This is a genomic window from Pseudomonas protegens, assembly GCF_013407925.2.
GTDB lineage: Bacteria > Pseudomonadota > Gammaproteobacteria > Pseudomonadales > Pseudomonadaceae > Aquipseudomonas > Aquipseudomonas fluorescens_AP.
On the sequence record NZ_CP060201.1, the window covers coordinates 3,183,326 to 3,199,720 of the forward strand.

Annotated in this window: 21 protein-coding genes; 10 read left to right on the forward strand and 11 right to left on the reverse strand. The window is 64.4% G+C overall.

From position 1 onward, the window contains the following. Nucleotides 1-43: 43 nt before the first annotated feature. The gene (locus tag GGI48_RS14645) at nucleotides 44-322 is read right to left on the reverse strand and encodes a YheV family putative zinc ribbon protein (RefSeq protein WP_016967725.1); all 279 of its coding nucleotides are present in this window, start codon (nucleotides 320-322) and stop codon (nucleotides 44-46) included. Beyond that, nucleotides 319-2,370 (reverse strand): oligopeptidase A, encoded by a 2,052-nt coding sequence (gene prlC / locus GGI48_RS14650; protein ID WP_260620661.1) that lies wholly within the window; start codon nucleotides 2,368-2,370, stop codon nucleotides 319-321. Before prlC ends, GGI48_RS14645 begins: the two co-directional genes overlap by 4 nt. Before the next feature lie 114 nt (nucleotides 2,371-2,484). On the opposite strand from prlC, the gene GGI48_RS14655 reads away from it, so the two are divergent. Then, nucleotides 2,485-3,030, forward strand: coding sequence for a gamma carbonic anhydrase family protein (locus GGI48_RS14655; protein ID WP_047306753.1), 546 nt, complete (start codon nucleotides 2,485-2,487; stop codon nucleotides 3,028-3,030). A gap of 27 nt (nucleotides 3,031-3,057) precedes the next feature. Further along, nucleotides 3,058-3,708: an HAD family hydrolase gene (locus GGI48_RS14660; protein WP_016967728.1), complete on the forward strand. Its 651-nt coding sequence runs from the start codon at nucleotides 3,058-3,060 to the stop codon at nucleotides 3,706-3,708. A gap of 27 nt (nucleotides 3,709-3,735) precedes the next feature. Here GGI48_RS14660 and GGI48_RS14665 read toward each other — a convergent pair whose 3' ends face one another. Next, a complete protein-coding gene (locus tag GGI48_RS14665) occupies nucleotides 3,736-4,839 on the reverse strand; it encodes an aminopeptidase (RefSeq protein WP_179598919.1) in 1,104 nt (367 codons plus the stop codon). 152 nt (nucleotides 4,840-4,991) lie between these two features. Here GGI48_RS14665 and GGI48_RS14670 point away from each other — a divergent pair, with 152 nt between their 5' ends. Beyond that, nucleotides 4,992-5,411 carry a hypothetical protein gene (locus GGI48_RS14670; protein WP_016967730.1) on the forward strand — a complete coding sequence of 140 codons (420 nt, stop codon included), beginning with the start codon at nucleotides 4,992-4,994 and terminating at the stop codon, nucleotides 5,409-5,411. 6 nt (nucleotides 5,412-5,417) lie between these two features. Here GGI48_RS14670 and GGI48_RS14675 read toward each other — a convergent pair whose 3' ends face one another. Both GGI48_RS14675 and GGI48_RS14680 read right to left on the reverse strand, forming a co-directional pair. Next, on the reverse strand, nucleotides 5,418-5,651 hold the full coding sequence (locus tag GGI48_RS14675; protein ID WP_016967731.1) for a DUF1161 domain-containing protein: 234 nt from the start codon (nucleotides 5,649-5,651) through the stop codon (nucleotides 5,418-5,420). A 151-nt stretch (nucleotides 5,652-5,802) separates the two neighbouring features. Beyond that, nucleotides 5,803-6,234 carry an OsmC family protein gene (locus GGI48_RS14680; RefSeq protein WP_016966922.1) on the reverse strand — a complete coding sequence of 144 codons (432 nt, stop codon included), beginning with the start codon at nucleotides 6,232-6,234 and terminating at the stop codon, nucleotides 5,803-5,805. A 241-nt stretch (nucleotides 6,235-6,475) separates the two neighbouring features. Here GGI48_RS14680 and GGI48_RS14685 point away from each other — a divergent pair, with 241 nt between their 5' ends. Beyond that, nucleotides 6,476-7,477, forward strand: a complete 1,002-nt coding sequence (locus GGI48_RS14685) for an LLM class flavin-dependent oxidoreductase (protein WP_179598921.1) — start codon at nucleotides 6,476-6,478, stop codon at nucleotides 7,475-7,477. A 61-nt stretch (nucleotides 7,478-7,538) separates the two neighbouring features. Here GGI48_RS14685 and GGI48_RS14690 read toward each other — a convergent pair whose 3' ends face one another. Both GGI48_RS14690 and GGI48_RS14695 read right to left on the reverse strand, forming a co-directional pair. Continuing rightward, nucleotides 7,539-7,763, reverse strand: a complete 225-nt coding sequence (locus GGI48_RS14690; RefSeq protein ID WP_047306749.1) for a DUF1161 domain-containing protein — start codon at nucleotides 7,761-7,763, stop codon at nucleotides 7,539-7,541. 134 nt (nucleotides 7,764-7,897) lie between these two features. Beyond that, nucleotides 7,898-8,113, reverse strand: a complete 216-nt coding sequence (locus GGI48_RS14695) for a dodecin (RefSeq protein ID WP_016965134.1) — start codon at nucleotides 8,111-8,113, stop codon at nucleotides 7,898-7,900. A gap of 157 nt (nucleotides 8,114-8,270) precedes the next feature. On the opposite strand from GGI48_RS14695, the gene GGI48_RS14700 reads away from it, so the two are divergent. After that, nucleotides 8,271-8,597: a YqjD family protein gene (locus GGI48_RS14700; RefSeq protein ID WP_016965135.1), complete on the forward strand. Its 327-nt coding sequence runs from the start codon at nucleotides 8,271-8,273 to the stop codon at nucleotides 8,595-8,597. Here the strand turns inward: GGI48_RS14700 and GGI48_RS14705 are convergent. Then, nucleotides 8,594-9,487 (reverse strand): LysR family transcriptional regulator, encoded by an 894-nt coding sequence (locus GGI48_RS14705; protein ID WP_103740841.1) that lies wholly within the window; start codon nucleotides 9,485-9,487, stop codon nucleotides 8,594-8,596. The genes GGI48_RS14700 and GGI48_RS14705 overlap by 4 nt on opposite strands. 130 nt (nucleotides 9,488-9,617) lie before the next feature. Here GGI48_RS14705 and trpB point away from each other — a divergent pair, with 130 nt between their 5' ends. From trpB to GGI48_RS14720, 3 genes are all read left to right on the forward strand, one after another. Further along, the gene (gene trpB / locus GGI48_RS14710) at nucleotides 9,618-10,838 is read left to right on the forward strand and encodes a tryptophan synthase subunit beta (protein WP_016965136.1); all 1,221 of its coding nucleotides are present in this window, start codon (nucleotides 9,618-9,620) and stop codon (nucleotides 10,836-10,838) included. Continuing rightward, nucleotides 10,838-11,650 (forward strand): tryptophan synthase subunit alpha, encoded by an 813-nt coding sequence (gene trpA, locus GGI48_RS14715; protein ID WP_016965137.1) that lies wholly within the window; start codon nucleotides 10,838-10,840, stop codon nucleotides 11,648-11,650. The genes trpB and trpA overlap by 1 nt, the downstream gene beginning before the upstream one ends. A gap of 122 nt (nucleotides 11,651-11,772) precedes the next feature. Then, complete coding sequence (locus GGI48_RS14720) at nucleotides 11,773-12,228, forward strand: anti-virulence regulator CigR family protein (protein ID WP_179598923.1); 456 nt, start codon at nucleotides 11,773-11,775, stop codon at nucleotides 12,226-12,228. Nucleotides 12,229-12,286: 58 nt separating this feature from the next. Here the strand turns inward: GGI48_RS14720 and GGI48_RS14725 are convergent, their stop codons facing one another. Then, nucleotides 12,287-12,613: a DOPA 4,5-dioxygenase family protein gene (locus GGI48_RS14725; RefSeq protein ID WP_179598925.1), complete on the reverse strand. Its 327-nt coding sequence runs from the start codon at nucleotides 12,611-12,613 to the stop codon at nucleotides 12,287-12,289. Nucleotides 12,614-12,717: 104 nt separating this feature from the next. Continuing rightward, entirely contained in the window at nucleotides 12,718-13,716 is a 999-nt protein-coding gene (locus tag GGI48_RS14730) for a LysR family transcriptional regulator (protein WP_047306747.1), read from the reverse strand. Nucleotides 13,717-13,944: 228 nt separating this feature from the next. Between GGI48_RS14730 and ubiA the strand changes: the two genes are divergently transcribed. Further along, a complete protein-coding gene (ubiA, locus tag GGI48_RS14735) occupies nucleotides 13,945-14,853 on the forward strand; it encodes a 4-hydroxybenzoate octaprenyltransferase (RefSeq protein WP_179598927.1) in 909 nt (302 codons plus the stop codon). Nucleotides 14,854-14,906: 53 nt separating this feature from the next. Continuing rightward, nucleotides 14,907-15,368 (forward strand): DoxX family protein, encoded by a 462-nt coding sequence (locus GGI48_RS14740; protein ID WP_179598929.1) that lies wholly within the window; start codon nucleotides 14,907-14,909, stop codon nucleotides 15,366-15,368. On the opposite strand, the gene GGI48_RS14745 is transcribed toward GGI48_RS14740, so the two are convergent. Then, nucleotides 15,334-16,284 (reverse strand): choline sulfate utilization transcriptional regulator, encoded by a 951-nt coding sequence (locus GGI48_RS14745; protein ID WP_179598931.1) that lies wholly within the window; start codon nucleotides 16,282-16,284, stop codon nucleotides 15,334-15,336. The two genes, GGI48_RS14740 and GGI48_RS14745, sit on opposite strands and share 35 nt — an antisense overlap. Between the last annotated feature and the right edge of the window lie 111 nt (nucleotides 16,285-16,395).

The window sequence follows — 16,395 nt, forward strand, 5'->3', positions numbered from 1 at the left end:
GACAAGCCGGCTCCTGCGAGGGAGCCGGCTTTTTCTTGCGTGGTCAGTCGGTTTTTTTCTTCAACTTGGGGTTGGGGAAAAACTGCACCGATTGCACCTTGGTGTCGGCGACCTTGGGGGCCGCGTGGTTGACCCGGGTTCCCAGTTCCTTGGGCACCGACAGCCCCTGGGCGTTGAGGGTGTCGGCATAGCCACAGGCCACGCATTCGCGATGGGGCACGTCGTCCTCGCTCCACATCATCAGCTTGTCCTGCTCACTGCACGCCGGGCACACCGCCCCGGCGATAAAGCGTTTCTTGGTCTTCACGGGTGCGTCACTCATGCTGCCGCGTCCTCGCTGAGGCCGCTATGGCGCAAGAGTGCGTCAATCGACGGCGCCCGTCCGCGGAAGTCGACGAACAGCACCATCGGCTCCTGGGAGCCGCCACGCGCCAGGATCGCCTCGCGGAACGCCCGCCCGGTGGCCGGGTTGAGCACACCCTCTTCCTCGAACCTGGAGAAGGCATCGGCCGACAGCACTTCCGCCCATTTGTAGCTGTAGTAACCCGCGGCGTAACCGCCGGCGAAGATGTGGGCGAAGCTGTTGGGGAAGCGGTTGTAGGCCGGCGGACGCATCACCGAGACTTCGTCACGCACGGTTTCCAGCACTTGCAGCACGCTGCGACCGTCGCCGTGGGTGGCATGCAGTTCGAAGTCGAACAGCGAGAATTCCAGCTGGCGCACCATCATCAGCCCGGACTGGAAGTTCTTCGCCGCCAGCATCTTCTGCAGCAGATCCTGAGGCAGCGGCTCGCCGGTCTCGTAGTGACCGGAGATCAGCGCCAGGCCTTCGGGCTCCCAGCACCAGTTCTCCATGAACTGGCTCGGCAGCTCCACCGCGTCCCAGGCCACGCCATTGATCCCGGAAACCCCGGCGTGCTCGACCCGGGTCAGCAGGTGGTGCAGGCCATGGCCGAATTCGTGGAACAGGGTGGTGACTTCGTCGTGGGTCAACAGCGCCGGCTTGCCGCTGTCGGCCGGGGTGAAGTTGCACACCAGGTTGGCCACCGGGCTCTGCAACACACCGTCGACCGTGCGGCGTCGATCGCGGGCACCGTCCATCCAGGCACCGCCGCGCTTGTTGGAGCGGGCATACAGGTCGAAGAAGAAGCGGCCGACGTGCTGGCCGTTTTCCTTGATTTCGAACAGCCGTACATCCGGGTGCCAGCTGTCGAAACCTTTCTGCTCGGCGATCTCGATGCCGTACAGGCGCTGGACGATGGCGAACAGGCCGCCAAGTACCTTGTCGATGGGGAAGTAGGCGCGCAGGGCTTCCTGGGACACGCTGTAGCGTTGCTCGCGCAGCTTCTCGCCATAGAAACCGCTGTCCCAGCTTTGCAGGTCGGGGCAACCCTGTTCGGCGGCATAGGCCTTGAGCTGTTCCAGGTCCTGGGCGGCAAAGGGTTTGCTGCGCTTGGCCAGGTCCCGCAGGAAGCTCAACACCTGATCGCTGGACTCGGCCATCTTGGTGGCCAGGCTCAGCTCGGAAAAGCTGGCAAAGCCCAGGAGCTTGGCCAGTTCCTGACGCAGGTCGAGGATCTCTTCCATCACCGGGCCGTTATCGTTCTGACCGGCGTTGGGGCCTTGGTCCGACGCCCGGGTGCAGTAGGCGGCATAGACCTCTTCGCGCAGGGCTCGGTCCTGGGCGTAGGTCATCACCGCGTAGTAGCTGGGGAATTCCAGGGTGATCAGCCAGCCGTCCAGGCCCTTGGCCTGGGCCGCGGCGGCCATCTGCGCCTTGGCCGAGTCGGTCAGGCCGGCCAGGGCCGCTTCATCGGTGATGTGCTTGGTCCAGGCCTGGGTGGCGTCCAGCAACTGGTTGGAGAAACGGCTGGCCAGCTCCGAGAGCCGGCTTTGTACCTCGGCGTAGCGCTGTTGCTGCTCGGGCGGCAGGTCGATGCCCGACAGGCGGAAGTCGCGCAGGGAGTGTTCGAGGATGGTTTTCTGCGCCACGTCGAAACCGGCGGCTTCGGGGCTCTTGGCCAGGGCGTCGAAGGCCTGGAACAGCTCGCGGTTCTGGCCCATTTCCGTGGAGTAGGCGCTCAAGGCCGGCAGGCAGGCCTCGTAGGCTTCACGCAGTTCGGCGCTGTTGCACACCGCGTTGAGGTGGCTGACCGGGCTCCAGGCCGCGCTCAGGCGGTCATTGAGCTCGTCCATGGCCAATACCAGGCCGGCCCAGGTGGGCTGGGTGGCTTGGGTCTTGAGGATTTCAGCGATGGCGGCGCGGTTGTCAGCCAGGATCTGTTCGATGGCCGGTTGCACATGCTCGGCGCGGATCGCCGAGAACGGCGGCAGGTCGTAGGGCTGCAGAAGAGGGTTGTTCACACTCACGGTGGGCACCTTGGCTGGAAGAAACATGCAGGGAAACGTAGCACCATCTTAATTACAATGAGCCGCCACCGCAGCTATAGCCCCCATTAATAAATCTCAGAGAGGCATTCGCACTTGGCCATTCGCAGCTATCAGAACCACACCCCGAGCCTGGGCGAACGGGCCTTTGTCGACCACTCGGCGGTGGTCATCGGCGACGTCGAGATCGGCGCCGACAGCTCGGTCTGGCCGCTGACGGTGATCCGCGGCGACATGCACCGCATCCGCATCGGCGCGCGCACCAGCGTGCAGGACGCCAGCGTGCTGCACATCACCCACGCCGGCCCGTTCAACCCCGACGGCTTCCCGCTGCTGATCGGCGACGACGTGACCATCGCCCACAAAGTCATGCTCCACGGTTGCCGCATCGGCAGCCGGGTGCTGATCGGCATGGGCAGCATCGTCATGGACGGCGCGGTGGTGGAAGACGACGTGATCGTCGGCGCCGGCAGCCTGGTGCCGCCGGGCAAGCGCCTGGAAAGCGGCTTCCTGTATGTCGGCAGCCCGGTGAAGCAGGCGCGCCCGCTGACCGACAAGGAGCGCGCCTTCTTCACCTACAGCGCCGCCAACTACGTGAAACTCAAGGACCTGCACCTGGCCGAAGGCTACGACCGACCCTGATCCGCTACTGACTGCCGAGGAACCGCCATGCATTACCAAACCGTCCTGTTCGACCTCGACGGCACCCTGACCGATCCCCGCGAAGGCATTACCCGCTCGATCCAGTTCGCCCTGGGCCAGTTGGGTATCGACGAGCCGGACCTGACCCGGCTGGAGCACTTCATCGGCCCGCCGCTGTTGCAGGCCTTCATGCAGTTCTACGGTTTCGACGAGGCCCGGGCCTGGGAGGCGGTGAATTTCTACCGCGAACGCTTCAAGGTCACCGGCCTGTACGAGAACCGGGTCTTCGATGGCGTCACGCCGTTGCTGGAAACCCTCGTCGGGCAAGGGCGGCAGCTGTACATCGCGACGTCCAAGCCCTGGGTCTTCGCCCGGGAAATCGCCCGCCACTTCGACTTCGCCCGCCACTTCAAGGTGATCTACGGCAGCGAACTGGACGGCACCCGCACCGACAAGGTGGAGCTGATCGCCCATCTGCTGGAGCAGGAACAGCTGGACCCGGCCAGCACGCTGATGATCGGCGACCGCAAGCACGACCTGATCGGCGCCAAGCGCAACGGGCTGGACGCGGCGGCGGTGGGCTATGGCTTTGGCAGCCGCGAGGAGTTGAGCGCCGAGGCGCCGGCCTATCACTTTGAGACGCTGGCCGAGTTGCATCAGGCGTTTTTACGGGGTTAGAACCGCTGTTCGCCGGCCGGCAGGCTGCTACAGACTCGGCGCCTGGTGGGCGGCGACGGCATTCTGCAACTTGAGCAAATCAGCCTTGCGCTGCTCGGCCGGCAGGCGCCCCAGCTTCTCCACGGCAAGGAAGAACGCCGGCCAGTCGCCATTGACCTGCTTGAACAACGCGGCAAACGCCGGCACCCACTGGTCGTACAGGCCAAAGGGCAGCAACCGGGCGTTGTTCAGCGGCTGGTCGATCCAGGCGTCATAGCGCTTGGAACCGGCCCACTGGCTGTCCCGCATCTGCCGGTATTCCCGGCGCAACGTCTCGAAGGCCTGCGCCTTGCGCTGGCGCATCTGCTCGGCGGGCAAGGGCAGGGCGTACAGGCGTTCCAGGCGCTGGCGGGTGTCCAGCAACAGCTGGATGAACTGATCGCGCTGACGCACGTCGGCATCGTCCTGGGGCGCCAGCCCACGATAGGCCCGCCATTGCCGGGTGCCTTCCTGCTCGACGAAGGTGGCGAAGGACTCATTGAACTCGGTGTCGTCCTTCACATAGAAGCGCTGATGCGCCAGCTCATGGAAGATCAGGGTCGCCAGGCGCTCGTCGCCCCAGTGCATCATCGAACTGATGATCGGGTCATCGAACCAGCCCAGGGTCGAATAGGCCTCCACCCCGCCAATCGCCACGTCCATGCCTTGTTGGCGCTGCAGCGCCGCCTCGCCGCGAGCCGCGCCCTGGCTGTAGTAGCCGCGATAGGCCACGCAACCGGCGATGGGAAAGCAATGGGTTTGCGGACTCAGGGAAAACTCCGGCGTGGCGAACACATTCCACACCACATAAGGCCGGCCGATGTCGACGTACAGCCGGTAGCTGCGGTTGTCCGGCAGGTGCAGGTGCCGGCTGGCAAAGTCCCGGGCCTGTTGCGACTGGGCCAGGTGGGCCCGCAGGGTCGGGTCGCGAGCAGGGTCGGCCAGCACCTCGGCCACCGGGGTGCGCGCGCGCAACAGCTGCAACTGTCCGCTGGCCAGCTGGCTGTAGTAACCCAGGCTGCTGCAACCGCTGAGCAGGCCAAGCACCAGGAGCGGCAGCAGGAGACGGGAAACGGCAGCACGTATCCGATGGCAAGAAGGCGGCCTGTTCAATGTGGGTCATCCGAAAAAATCTGTCGGCAAGACTATCTCGCCAGGCCGACACTGCGCCAGGCACCCGTGACGTCGCGCAACACGACCAGCGGGCTGCCAAGGCCGTTGATCAGCGTTATGCTCGGATTCCCCACGTTCAATCGGCCACTGTCATGCGCCAGCTACTACTCATCCTCAGCCTCGCCGCCCTCGGCGCCTGTTCCAGCCCCTTGCCCAATGTCGATCCGCAACAGGCCTGGATCGACCTGGCCACGCCAACCCCGGGTGGCAAACTGGTCATGGCCGAGCGCCTGGACAACCAGCGCCTCAAAGACGGTCGCTACTTTCAAGTCAGCCCCGGCAGCCACGAATTGATGGTGCGCTTTGACTTCGAAGTGTTCAGCGGCGGCATGGGCATGAACAACGATCCCCAGGAGCGCCTGTGCTACCTGACCCTGCGCTACGACCATTTCCAGGCCGGCCAGCGCTATCGCCTGGAAGCGCGCAACCTGGCCTTCACCCCCAGCGCCCGACTGTACGACGCCAAGGGCGAGATCGTGGCCGAGGAACGCATGATCAACTGCGTGCCCTGAAGCGGCTCAGCGATCGTTCTTCTGGTAGATGATCTTCTTGGTGCCGTTCTCGCAGCTGCCGACCACCATGTTGTTGTCGTGAACTTCGTCATTGGTGACGATTTCCAGGGTGTAGGACGGTACGCCCTGGGCCTGGATCTTGGCTTCGATCTCGGCCTTGAGTTCATCACAGGGCTTGGGGGCGGCGAGGGCCGATGTGGCCAGCGCGCAACTTGCAACCACCCAGGCAAAACGTTTCATGATCCAAAGCTCCCTTGCTGCGGCGCGCACGAAGGTGCGCTGAAGCCGCCGCCGCGTATTCGACCACAGGTGCGTGTGCGCCGCACAGAAGCTTTCGCCGGCAAGCCGACTCCCACCAACCGCAGCAGGAGCCGGCTTGCCGGCACAACCATCAACCCAGCAGCGTCGCTTCCAGGCTGATCTTGGCGTTGAGCACCTTGGACACCGGACACCCTTCCTTGGCCTTGTTGCTCAGCTCCGTGAACTGCTGCTGGCTGGCGCCGGGGATCTTCGCCTTGAGGATCAGGTGCACCGCGGTGATGGCGAAGCCGCCGTCGACCTGATCCAGGGTCACTTCGGCCTGGGTGTCGATGCTGTCGGCCTTGAGCCCGGCCTCGCCGAGAATCATCGAGAAGGCCATGGAGAAGCACCCCGCATGGGCGGCACCGATCAACTCTTCCGGATTGGTGCCCTTGCCTCCTTCGAAACGGGCCTTGAAGCCGTAGGGCGCCTCGCGCAAGACCCCGGTTTCGGTCGAGATCGAGCCGATGCCGGTTTTCAGATCACCTTCCCAATGAGCCGAGGCTTTCTTTTTGATACTCATCTCTTTCTCCTCAAGAACCGATGCGAATGCTCGCACCACGTTGGTTTCTGTTGCCTAAGGGTTCTGAGGATAGATCTGATGGCAAAGTTCAGCCGGTGTGCAGCGAGGCTCTTTATCCGACAAATTCACTCTGGCTATTGAATCTCGGGTATATGCCCACATTGCATAGGTCTGACTTACAGACTTCGGCAGGTTTTGGCTCATGACAAAGGCCTGCGCACCCTCAAGGAGAAGCAGGCTCATGCAACCACTGTCCGCTGTTAAATACTCGACCCTCGACCTGGTGCCCGTGCGTGAAGACGGCAGCCCGGCGCAGTCCCTGCGCAATTCCCTGAACCTGGCGCAACATGTGGAAAAGCTCGGCTACACGCGCTTCTGGGTCGCCGAACACCACAACATGGACGGCATCGCCAGCTCCGCCACCTCGGTCCTGATCGGCTATCTGGCCGGCGGGACGTCGACGATTCGCGTCGGTTCCGGCGGGGTCATGCTGCCCAACCATGCGCCGCTGGTAATCGCCGAACAGTTCGGCACCCTGGAAAGCCTGTACCCGGGGCGCATCGACCTCGGCCTGGGTCGCGCACCGGGCTCCGACCAGATGACCGCCCGCGCCCTGCGCCGCGAACGCTCCGGCAGTGCTGACGATTTCCCTGAAGACGTTGCCGAACTGATGGCCTACCTCGGCCCGCGTACCCCGGAGCAACGGGTGATCGCCATGCCGGGCAGCGGCACCAACGTACCGGTGTGGCTGTTGGGCTCCAGCCTGTTCAGTGCGCAATTGGCCGGGGAACGGGGTTTGCCTTACGCCTTCGCCTCACATTTCGCACCGCGCTATCTGCATGAGGCGATTCGCGTCTATCGCAATCACTTCAAACCTTCGGCGGTGCTCGACAAGCCCTACGTGATGCTGGGGGTGCCACTGGTGGCGGCCGATAGCGATGAACAGGCCAACTACCTGGCAACCTCGGTGTACCAGCGGATCCTCGCGCTGATGCGTGGCCAGAGCCTGGTGCAGCGCAAGCCGGTCAATAGCATGGACGGCCTGTGGCTGCCCCACGAGAAGGAAGCGGTGTCGAGTTTCCTTGGCCTGGCGATGATCGGCAGCCCGGCGAAAATCCGCGCCAAGCTGGAAGTCCTGATCGAACAGACCGGCGCCGATGAGCTGATCTTCACCTGCGATCTGTACGAGCACGCCGACCGGCTGCACTCCTACGAGCTGCTGTCACAGGTGATGCAAGGCTGAACGCCAGGCATGAAAAAGCCGACGCCCTGGCGTCGGCTTTTTCATGAACATCTACAGGGGCTTAACCGCGCTTGTAGACGATTTCCTTGGTGCCCGCTTCGCAGGTGCCAACCACTTTGCCATCCGCCGCCGCGCCTTTGTCGACCACTTCCAGCGAATAATGCTTGGCGCCCTTGGCGTCGATCTTCGCGGCGATCTCGCTTTTCAGCTCCTCGCACGGCTTGCCGGCGGCAAGGGCTGTTCCCGCAAGACTCAACAAAGCAGCTGCTAATACTAGTTTTTTCATCGGTCGCATTCCCTGGTCGGATCAAAAGAGGCGGCGTTGATGCCAGCCTGACAGAGGCTCAAGACAGTTGTAGCGCTTTGCCATTTCCTATGGCACTCGGCCAGCGCACAAGTTCCAGAGCCTAGCTCAAGCTTTTAACTATTGGCAATCCGGAAGCCGACCTTGAGGGTGACCTGGAAATGCGCGGCCTTGCCGTCCTTGATATGACCCCGGGTTTCGGTCACTTCGAACCACTCCAGGTGCTTGATGCTCTTGTGCGCTTCGGCCAGCGCGTTGTTGATCGCCTCTTCGATGCTGTTCGGCGACGAACCCACCAGTTCGACTTTCTTGTAGGTGTGATGATCAGTCATGGCGCTCTCCTTTTTAGCTGTGAAATACAGCCTAGCAGTGATTTTTCTTATTACTTGGGGCGCCATTGCTCACGGCTAGTTCAGATTTTCTGCACTTTCTGAACAGGCCGCAGTCGGAACCTACAGAGTCCGTTCACTACCCTGCAGGAGAGCCGACATGGCCAACACCTCGTTACGCAAAGCCTCACTGGAAAGTATGGAAGCCGAGATCGAAAGCCTGCTCAAATCCCTGGAAAGCCTCAAGGACGATGCAACCGACGAATCGCGCAAGACCCTCAAGGCCCTCAAGAGCAACGCCGAGAACGCGCTCAAGCATTCCCGCAGCCTGATCAGCGATGCCTATGAAGAAGTCAAAGTGAAAACCCGGGAAACCGGAATCGCCACCCGCGACTACGCCCAGGAACACCCGTGGGCCACCGCCGGCGTGGCGGTCGGCGCCATCGGCCTGCTGGCCGCCTACCTGCTGTGCAAGCGCGGCAACTAAGCCGGCTGGCGCAGTTCGTTTTTCAACCACTGCGCCAACTGCCGGGCGCGCCCATCCGCGGCGCGCTTGGGTAACCACAGCGCCAGTTGCCCCGGGGTGTCGGAAAACCCCCACGGGGCAACCAGCCTGCCCGCCAGCAAGTCCTCGGCCACCAGCGGCTCCGGAGCAATCGCCACCCCAAGCCCGGCCACTGCCGCTTCCAGCAAGTAATACAGATGCTCGAAACCCTGCCCGTACTTCAGCGAATCGGCGGCGATGCCGTTGTGCCGCGCCCAGCTGGGCCAGGCCTGGGGACGCGAGGTGGTATGCAGCAGCGGCTCTGCACCAAGGGCCGTGGCCGGCGCCGTGCGCAGGCGCGGGTAACCGGCATAACGCGGGCTGAGCACCGGCCCGATGCGTTCGCAGGCCAGTTCATAGACCTGCATGTCCGCCGGCCACGGCGGCTCGGCAAACACCAGCAGGGCATCCAGCCCCGGGCGGCGGGGGTCCAGGTCCCCTTCACCGGCGGAAAGGTGCAGGCGCAGGTCCGGCAGGTCGGCGTTCAGGCGCCCCAGGCGCGGAATCAGCCAGCGCGCCAGCAGGCTGCCGGAGCAGCCGAGGACGAACGGCGCGTCGGCGCTGCCACGGGTCAGCTCGGCGCAAACGTCCCGCAGGCGCTCGAAGGCCTCGCTGCTGGCATCGCGCAGACGAATCCCGGCATCTGTGAGTTTAATGCCACGTCCATCCTTGACGAACAGGCTCAGGCCCAGGTGTTGTTCCAGCACTTTCAACTGCCGGCTCACCGCGCCATGGGTCACGTGCAGTTGTTCGGCAGCCTGGCTGACACTGTTGAGCCGGGCAGTGGCTTCGAAGGCCCGCAGGGCATTCAGGGGGGGCAGGTCGCGGCTCATGGGATAGGTGAGTTTTCCTGACAGGTTGCGGCGATCTTATCGGTTTTCAGCCTTCGGTGTCAGGGGTAGAGTGGGCCCCATTGTCCTTCCACGAATCTGTCTTTCCCCACCCTTGCCCGGGAGCGCTGCAATGACTCAGTCCCAATTGCGTAATGGTCCAGACGACAACGGCCTGTTCGGCGCGTTCGGCGGCCGTTACGTGGCCGAAACCCTGATGCCGCTGATCCTCGACCTGGCCCGTGAGTACGAAAAGGCCAAGGAAGATCCCGAGTTCCTCAAGGAGCTGGCCTACTTCCAGCGCGATTACGTCGGCCGCCCCAGCCCGCTGTACTTCGCCGAACGCCTGACCGAACACTGCGGCGGCGCCAAGATCTACCTCAAGCGCGAAGAGCTGAACCACACCGGCGCGCACAAGATCAACAACTGCATCGGCCAGATCCTCCTGGCCCGGCGCATGGGCAAGAAACGCATCATCGCCGAGACCGGCGCCGGCATGCACGGCGTGGCCACCGCCACCGTGGCCGCGCGCTTTGGCCTGCAATGCGTGATCTACATGGGCACCACCGACATCGAGCGCCAACAGGCCAACGTGTTCCGCATGAAGCTGCTGGGCGCCGAAGTGATCCCGGTCGTCGCCGGCACCGGCACCCTGAAAGACGCGATGAACGAAGCCCTGCGTGACTGGGTGACAAACGTCGACAGCACTTTCTACCTGATCGGCACCGTGGCCGGCCCGCACCCGTACCCGGCCATGGTCCGCGACTTCCAGGCCGTGATCGGCAAGGAAACCCGCGAGCAGATGCAAGCCCAGGAAGGCCGCCTGCCGGACAGCCTGGTGGCGTGCATCGGCGGCGGCTCCAACGCCATGGGCCTGTTCCACCCGTTCCTCGACGATAAAAGCGTGCAGATCATTGGCGTTGAAGCCGCCGGCTACGGCATCGAGACCGGCAAGCATGCCGCCAGCCTGAACGGCGGCGTACCGGGCGTGCTGCACGGCAACCGCACCTTCCTGCTGCAGGACGACGATGGCCAGATCATCGACGCCCACTCGATTTCCGCCGGCCTCGACTACCCCGGCATCGGCCCGGAACACGCCTGGCTGCACGACATCGGCCGCGTCGAATACACCTCGGTGACCGACGACGAAGCCCTGGCCGCGTTCCACCAGTGCTGCCGCCTGGAAGGCATCATCCCGGCCCTGGAAAGCGCCCACGCCCTGGCCGAAGTGTTCAAGCGCGCGCCGACCCTGCCCAAGGATCACCTGATGGTGGTCAACCTCTCGGGCCGCGGCGACAAAGACATGCAAACCGTCATGCACCACATGCAACAGTCCCAGCAGGAGAAACACTGATGAGCCGCCTGCACACCCGCTTTGCCAAGCTCAAGGAACAGAACCGCGCGGCCCTGGTGACCTTCGTCACCGCCGGTGACCCGAACTACGACACTTCCCTGCAAATCCTCAAGGGCCTGCCCGCGGCGGGCGCCGATGTGATCGAACTGGGCATGCCCTTCACCGATCCGATGGCCGACGGCCCGGCGATCCAACTGGCCAACATCCGCGCCCTGGGCGCCAAGCAGAACCTGGCGAAAACCCTGCAGATGGTCCGCGAGTTCCGCGAAGGCAACAACGAAACCCCGCTGGTGCTGATGGGCTACTACAACCCGATCCACCACTACGGTGTGGCGCGCTTCATCGCCGACGCCAAGGCCTCCGGGGTGGACGGGCTGATCGTGGTGGACATGCCGCCGGAACATAACAGCGAGCTGTGCGACCCGGCCCAGGCCGCCGGCATCGATTTCATCCGTCTGACCACGCCAACGACCGACGATGCGCGCCTGCCGAAGGTCCTCGACGGCAGTTCCGGCTTTGTCTACTACGTCTCGGTGGCCGGGGTCACCGGTGCCGGCGCCGCCACCCTGGAGCACGTGGAAGAGGCCGTGGCCCGCCTGCGTCGCCACACCGAGCTGCCGATCAGCATCGGCTTCGGCATCCGCACCCCAGAGCAGGCCGCCGCCATCGCCCGTCTGGCAGACGGCGTGGTAGTGGGCTCGGCGCTGATCGACCACATCGCCAGTGCCGAGTCTTCCGAGCAAGCGGTGGACGGTGTCCTGAGCCTGTGCGCGGCCCTGGCCGAGGGCGTGCGTCAAGCCCGGGTCAGCTGAGGGTAAAGTTCCTGATACAGAGGAATTCGCGCCTCTGGATGCACACTAAACTGACAAGACCGAGGGTTTCAGAGCCTGTGTTCTGAAACCCTTTTTGCTGTTTGTGCTGCGAGGAATGCCTGATGAAAATGCCCAAACGTCTGATTGCCGGTGCCGTGGTGCTGATGCTCGGCGCCAGCCCGTTGCTCCACGTGATGGCCGACGAACGCGGCGACCATGGCCGCTGGGATGATCGCGCAGGTCCACAGCAGGGCCATTGGGACAATCGAGGCAATGAACACCGCGGCCCGGACAACGACCGGCGCGGCGGGCCACCGCGGGATTTCGGCCCGATACGCCAGACCATCCACGACAATCGCGGCTACTTCGTGCGGGGCGCGCCGCCACCGCCCGGCATCCGCCTGGTGCGCGGCCAACCCTTGCCCCGCGGTTACTACGGCGAACGCCTGGATGGACGCGCCCTGTCGCGCCTGCCGGTCTACCCGGGCTATGAATGGCGACGCATGGGCGGCGACATCTTCCTGATGGCCGTGGGCACCGGCATCGTCTACGAGATCCTCGACGGCGTGCTCTACTGATCGTTTTTCAACCAGCCGACTCCCCACAGGAGCCGGCTGCCCAGCCAAGCGCCCCCCCTCAGAACCCCGTCAGATCCAGCGGCCGCATGGCCCCCATCCAGATCGCATGCTCGGTGTGATCCAGCAAGTCGTCCCCGGTATCAGGGTGCAGGAACACCACCAGCCCCTGACGATTGAGGGCCAGCCACGGCACCACCTGGGCAAACACCTCTGGCGCGAACGCCAGCTGGCAGCTCCAGTCCGGGTGCGGCCCAACCGGCCGTTCGTGAACCCGGCCCATTTTCAGCTCGAACAACTGCGCCGCCTGTTCGCACAAGGCCCGGGCACGGTCGAGGGTGTTGGCGTCAAAGTAGACATGGGCGTGATAGCCCTTGATCCGTTGCATGCAAAGCCTCGTGATAACGACGAGCCCTCAAGGCTCGCCACAGATGCAGAGCACCTGCCGTGGAAAAAACACCGGCCCCATGAAAACACCGATTGCCGGCCGGCTCAAAGCGCTTGCGCCAGCGTCGCCGCCACCTCCAGCAGTTGCTGGCGCAGCCAGAGATGGGCCGGGTCGGCACTGTTGCGCCCGTGCCAGATCGCCAGCAGCGATGAGGGTTCGACCGCCAGCGGCAGCGCCCGCCGGCACAGGCCGAAGCGCTGCTCGAAGGCCCGGGCCAAGGGCTGCGGCACAATCGCCACCAGGCGCGACTGCTCCAGCAACTGCGGCAGCACCAGGGCATGGGGCAGGGTGACCTTGTACCGGGGACGCCGACCAATCGCCGCCAGCGCCTGCTCCAGGCGCTGGCGATCGAACATCTCCGACTGCCGGGCAATACCGCGCTCAAGAATGTAGCCGTTGACCGCGCCTTCCTCCTGCCCGCCCACCGACAGCGTGATCAACGGCTGGTCCGCCAGGGCTTCAAGCGTCAGTGCGGGCAGCTCGAGCAGGGGATGCTCGGGGCACATCAGCAACACATCCTGCTGCCGCCAGAGACAGGCGCTGTGCACCCGCTGCGGCAACTCGGCAAACACCCCGACAGCCAGATCGATACGCCCAACATCGATCTGCTCGGCCAGGTCCAGGCGGGTCGCCGGGCGCACCACCAGATCCACCCCCGGAGCCACCTGGGCCAGGCGCCGCAGCAACGGCGCCAGCAGCACCGAACTCAGGTAGTCATTGGCTGCCAGGGTGAAGGTCCGCGTCGCGCTGGCAGGGTCGAAAGGCTCCACGCCGACCGTGTGTTGAATGGTCAGCAGCGCCTCGCGCAGCGGGCCGGCAATCGCCTCGGCCCGGGCCGACGGCTGCATGCCCTTGGCGGTGCGGATGAACAACTCGTCCTGCAGGGACTCACGCAGCCGGGTCAGGGCATGGCTGACCGCCGATTGGCTCAGGTGCAGGCGCTTGCTGGCCAGCAGGATGCTGCGGTCCTCATAGACCGCATCGAAAACCCGCAGCAGGTTGAGGTCGATACGCGGAACGCGGGGCACTTGGTCACGGAGCATATTGCAGATCCTGCAGGAGGCTATTGCGGATTGTTCCCTTGCCCCAAGGGGCGGGGGCGGGCAACTTTAGCGCATCCAACCAGCCAGCAGATCGCACTGAAAATCAAACCGTGCGATCACGGCAGCGGCTTGCCCGACGTTCGGCGACCGCCAGCGGCCCGGGTGTTTTTTCAACACCTGCAAGCGCTTGGTTGCGATCAACCCCGTATTCACATTCAGGGACCGAAAATGCCCGCAAGCCGCGACCTCAATGACATCCGCGCCCATGACTGGGTGGCGACCCGCCTGCCGCGATCCTGGCAGGCCTACGCCCGCCTGATGCGCCTGGACCGGCCCATCGGCACCTGGCTGACCCTGCTGCCGGCCCTGGCCGCGTTGATCCTCTGCGCCGGGCGTATTCCGCAGGTCGGCACGGTGCTGGTGTTCGCCCTCGGCGCCCTGCTGATGCGCAGTGCCGGCTGCTGCATCAACGACATCCTCGACCGGCGCTTCGACGCCCAGGTCAGCCGGACCCGCCAGCGACCCCTGGCCAACGGTTCACTGAGCCTGAATCAGGCCCTGGCTTGCCTGGTCGTACTCTTGCTGCTGGCGGCCGCATTACTGCTATTGCTGCAACCGGCGACGGTGCTGCTGGCCCTGTGCTGCGTGCCCCTGACCCTGGTCTATCCGCTGTTCAAGCGCTTCACCCACTGGCCCCAGGCGTTTCTCGGCGCGGTGTTCAACTGGGGCGTGCTCATGGCCAGTGTGGAAACCACCGGCAGCCTGCAACCCAGTGCGCTGGCGCTGTGGCTGGGCTGCCTGTTCTGGCAGTTGGGCTATGACACGCTCTATGCCTACAGCGACCGTGAGGACGACCTGAAAATGGGCCTGCGCTCCACCGCGACGCTGTTCGCCGCACGGGGCAAGAACTGGATCGCCGGGTTCTACGCCATGACCGTGCTGTGCTGGTGCGGCGCGGGCCTGCTGGCCGGTGCCAACCCGGGCTTTTTCATCGTGCTGCTGCCGATCGCCTTGTCCCTGGCCTACCAGCTCAGCCTGTTCAGTCCGGACCACCCGGAGCCCTGCAACGACCTGTTTCGCAGCAACTTCCACGTCGGCGTGCTGCTACTGGCCGGCGCCTCGGTGGCCATCGTTTAACCGCTGAACACTCAGCAATCCGCAACACTCCCAACCACACAAGGACTTGTCATATGCCTGCCCGCTCAATCGCATCACCACTCTCGGCACCGGAACAATGGGCCGCCCTGTTCCTGCGCCTGGCCCTGGGCGCCATGTACATCGCCCACGCCCTGTTCAAAATCCTGGTCCTGGGCTGGCCGGGCACCCTCAAGCTGTTCGGCGCCACCGGCATGCCCGAGTGGATGACCTACCCGGCGGTGTGCGCCGAGCTGGTGGGGGGCTTGTTGCTGATACTCGGGGTCGGCGTGCGCTGGATCGCCCTGGGGCTGCTGCCGATGCTGCTGGGGGCCATTGTCTTCGTCCACGGCGCCCACGGCTGGATCTACACCAGCCCCGGCGGCGGCTGGGAATACCTGGCCTTCCTGGCGGTGGTGTCGGTGTCGCTGGTGTGCCTGGGCAACGGCGCACTGTCCCTGTTGAGTCTGTTCAAGGCTCCGCCTACAAGGCAATGGACGGCAACGACAGCCCCTTGAGGGATTGGGCGCTGCCGGCCTGCTCACTCATCAGCCAGTCGACGAAACGCTGGATCAACGGGCCACGGCGCTTACGCTGGGGCAGCACCACGTAGTAGCCGTAGCGGGAGATCAGGGTCTCGGCGATGGGCCGGCAAAGCAGGCCCTGCTCCAGCAGGTTGTCCACCAGGTGACGCCAGCCGATGGCCACGCCCTGGCCGCCGATGGCCGCCTGGATCAGCAAGGTGTAGTTGTCGAAACGCAATTGCCCGGGGGCCGGGGCGCTGGCCAGGCCCAGCTCGCGAAACACCCCGCTCCAGTCGAACCAATGGCTGCTGTTCTCGCCCCGCAGGTGCAGCAGTGGCAACTCCGGCAGGCAATGCACAGACAAGGGCGCGGCGCGCTCCTTGAGCAGCAGCGGGCTGCACACCGGAAACACTTCCTCGCTAAACAGCCAGCGGCTTTCGCCATGCTTGAAACGCCCATCGCCGAACAGCACCGCCACGTCGATATCGCTGCGCAGCATGCTGTGGCTGCGTTCACTGGTCACCAGGCTGACGTCCACCTGGGGGTTGGCCTCATGAAAGCGATGCAGGCGCGGCATCAGCCAATAGGCGGCGAAGGCGAAGTCCGTGGCCACCTGCAGCACCTCGTGCTGATGCTGCTGGGCCAGGGCGGAGAGGCCGGCATCGATGCTCTGCAGGCCGGCCTGCACCTGTTCCAGCAACAAGGCGCCGGATTCGGTCAGTTCGATACCGCGGTAGATCCGATCGAACAGCCGCACATTCAACCGCTCCTCCAGCCGTTTGATCTGCTGGCTGATGGCCGGCTGGGTGGTCCCCAGCTCCACAGCCGCGGCGGTGAAGCTGCGCAAACGGGCCGCTGCTTCAAACACCCGGAGCAGGTCCAGGGACAGGTCGCCAAGGGCTTCATACATAAGCTGTACTTATCCTAGTCATTGCCGTGTATGGGCTTTACCGCCAAAGACATGGAATCCATGCTCAATCGCAGCACTTTCGCATAACCATCGACTATGGAATGCCGCGAA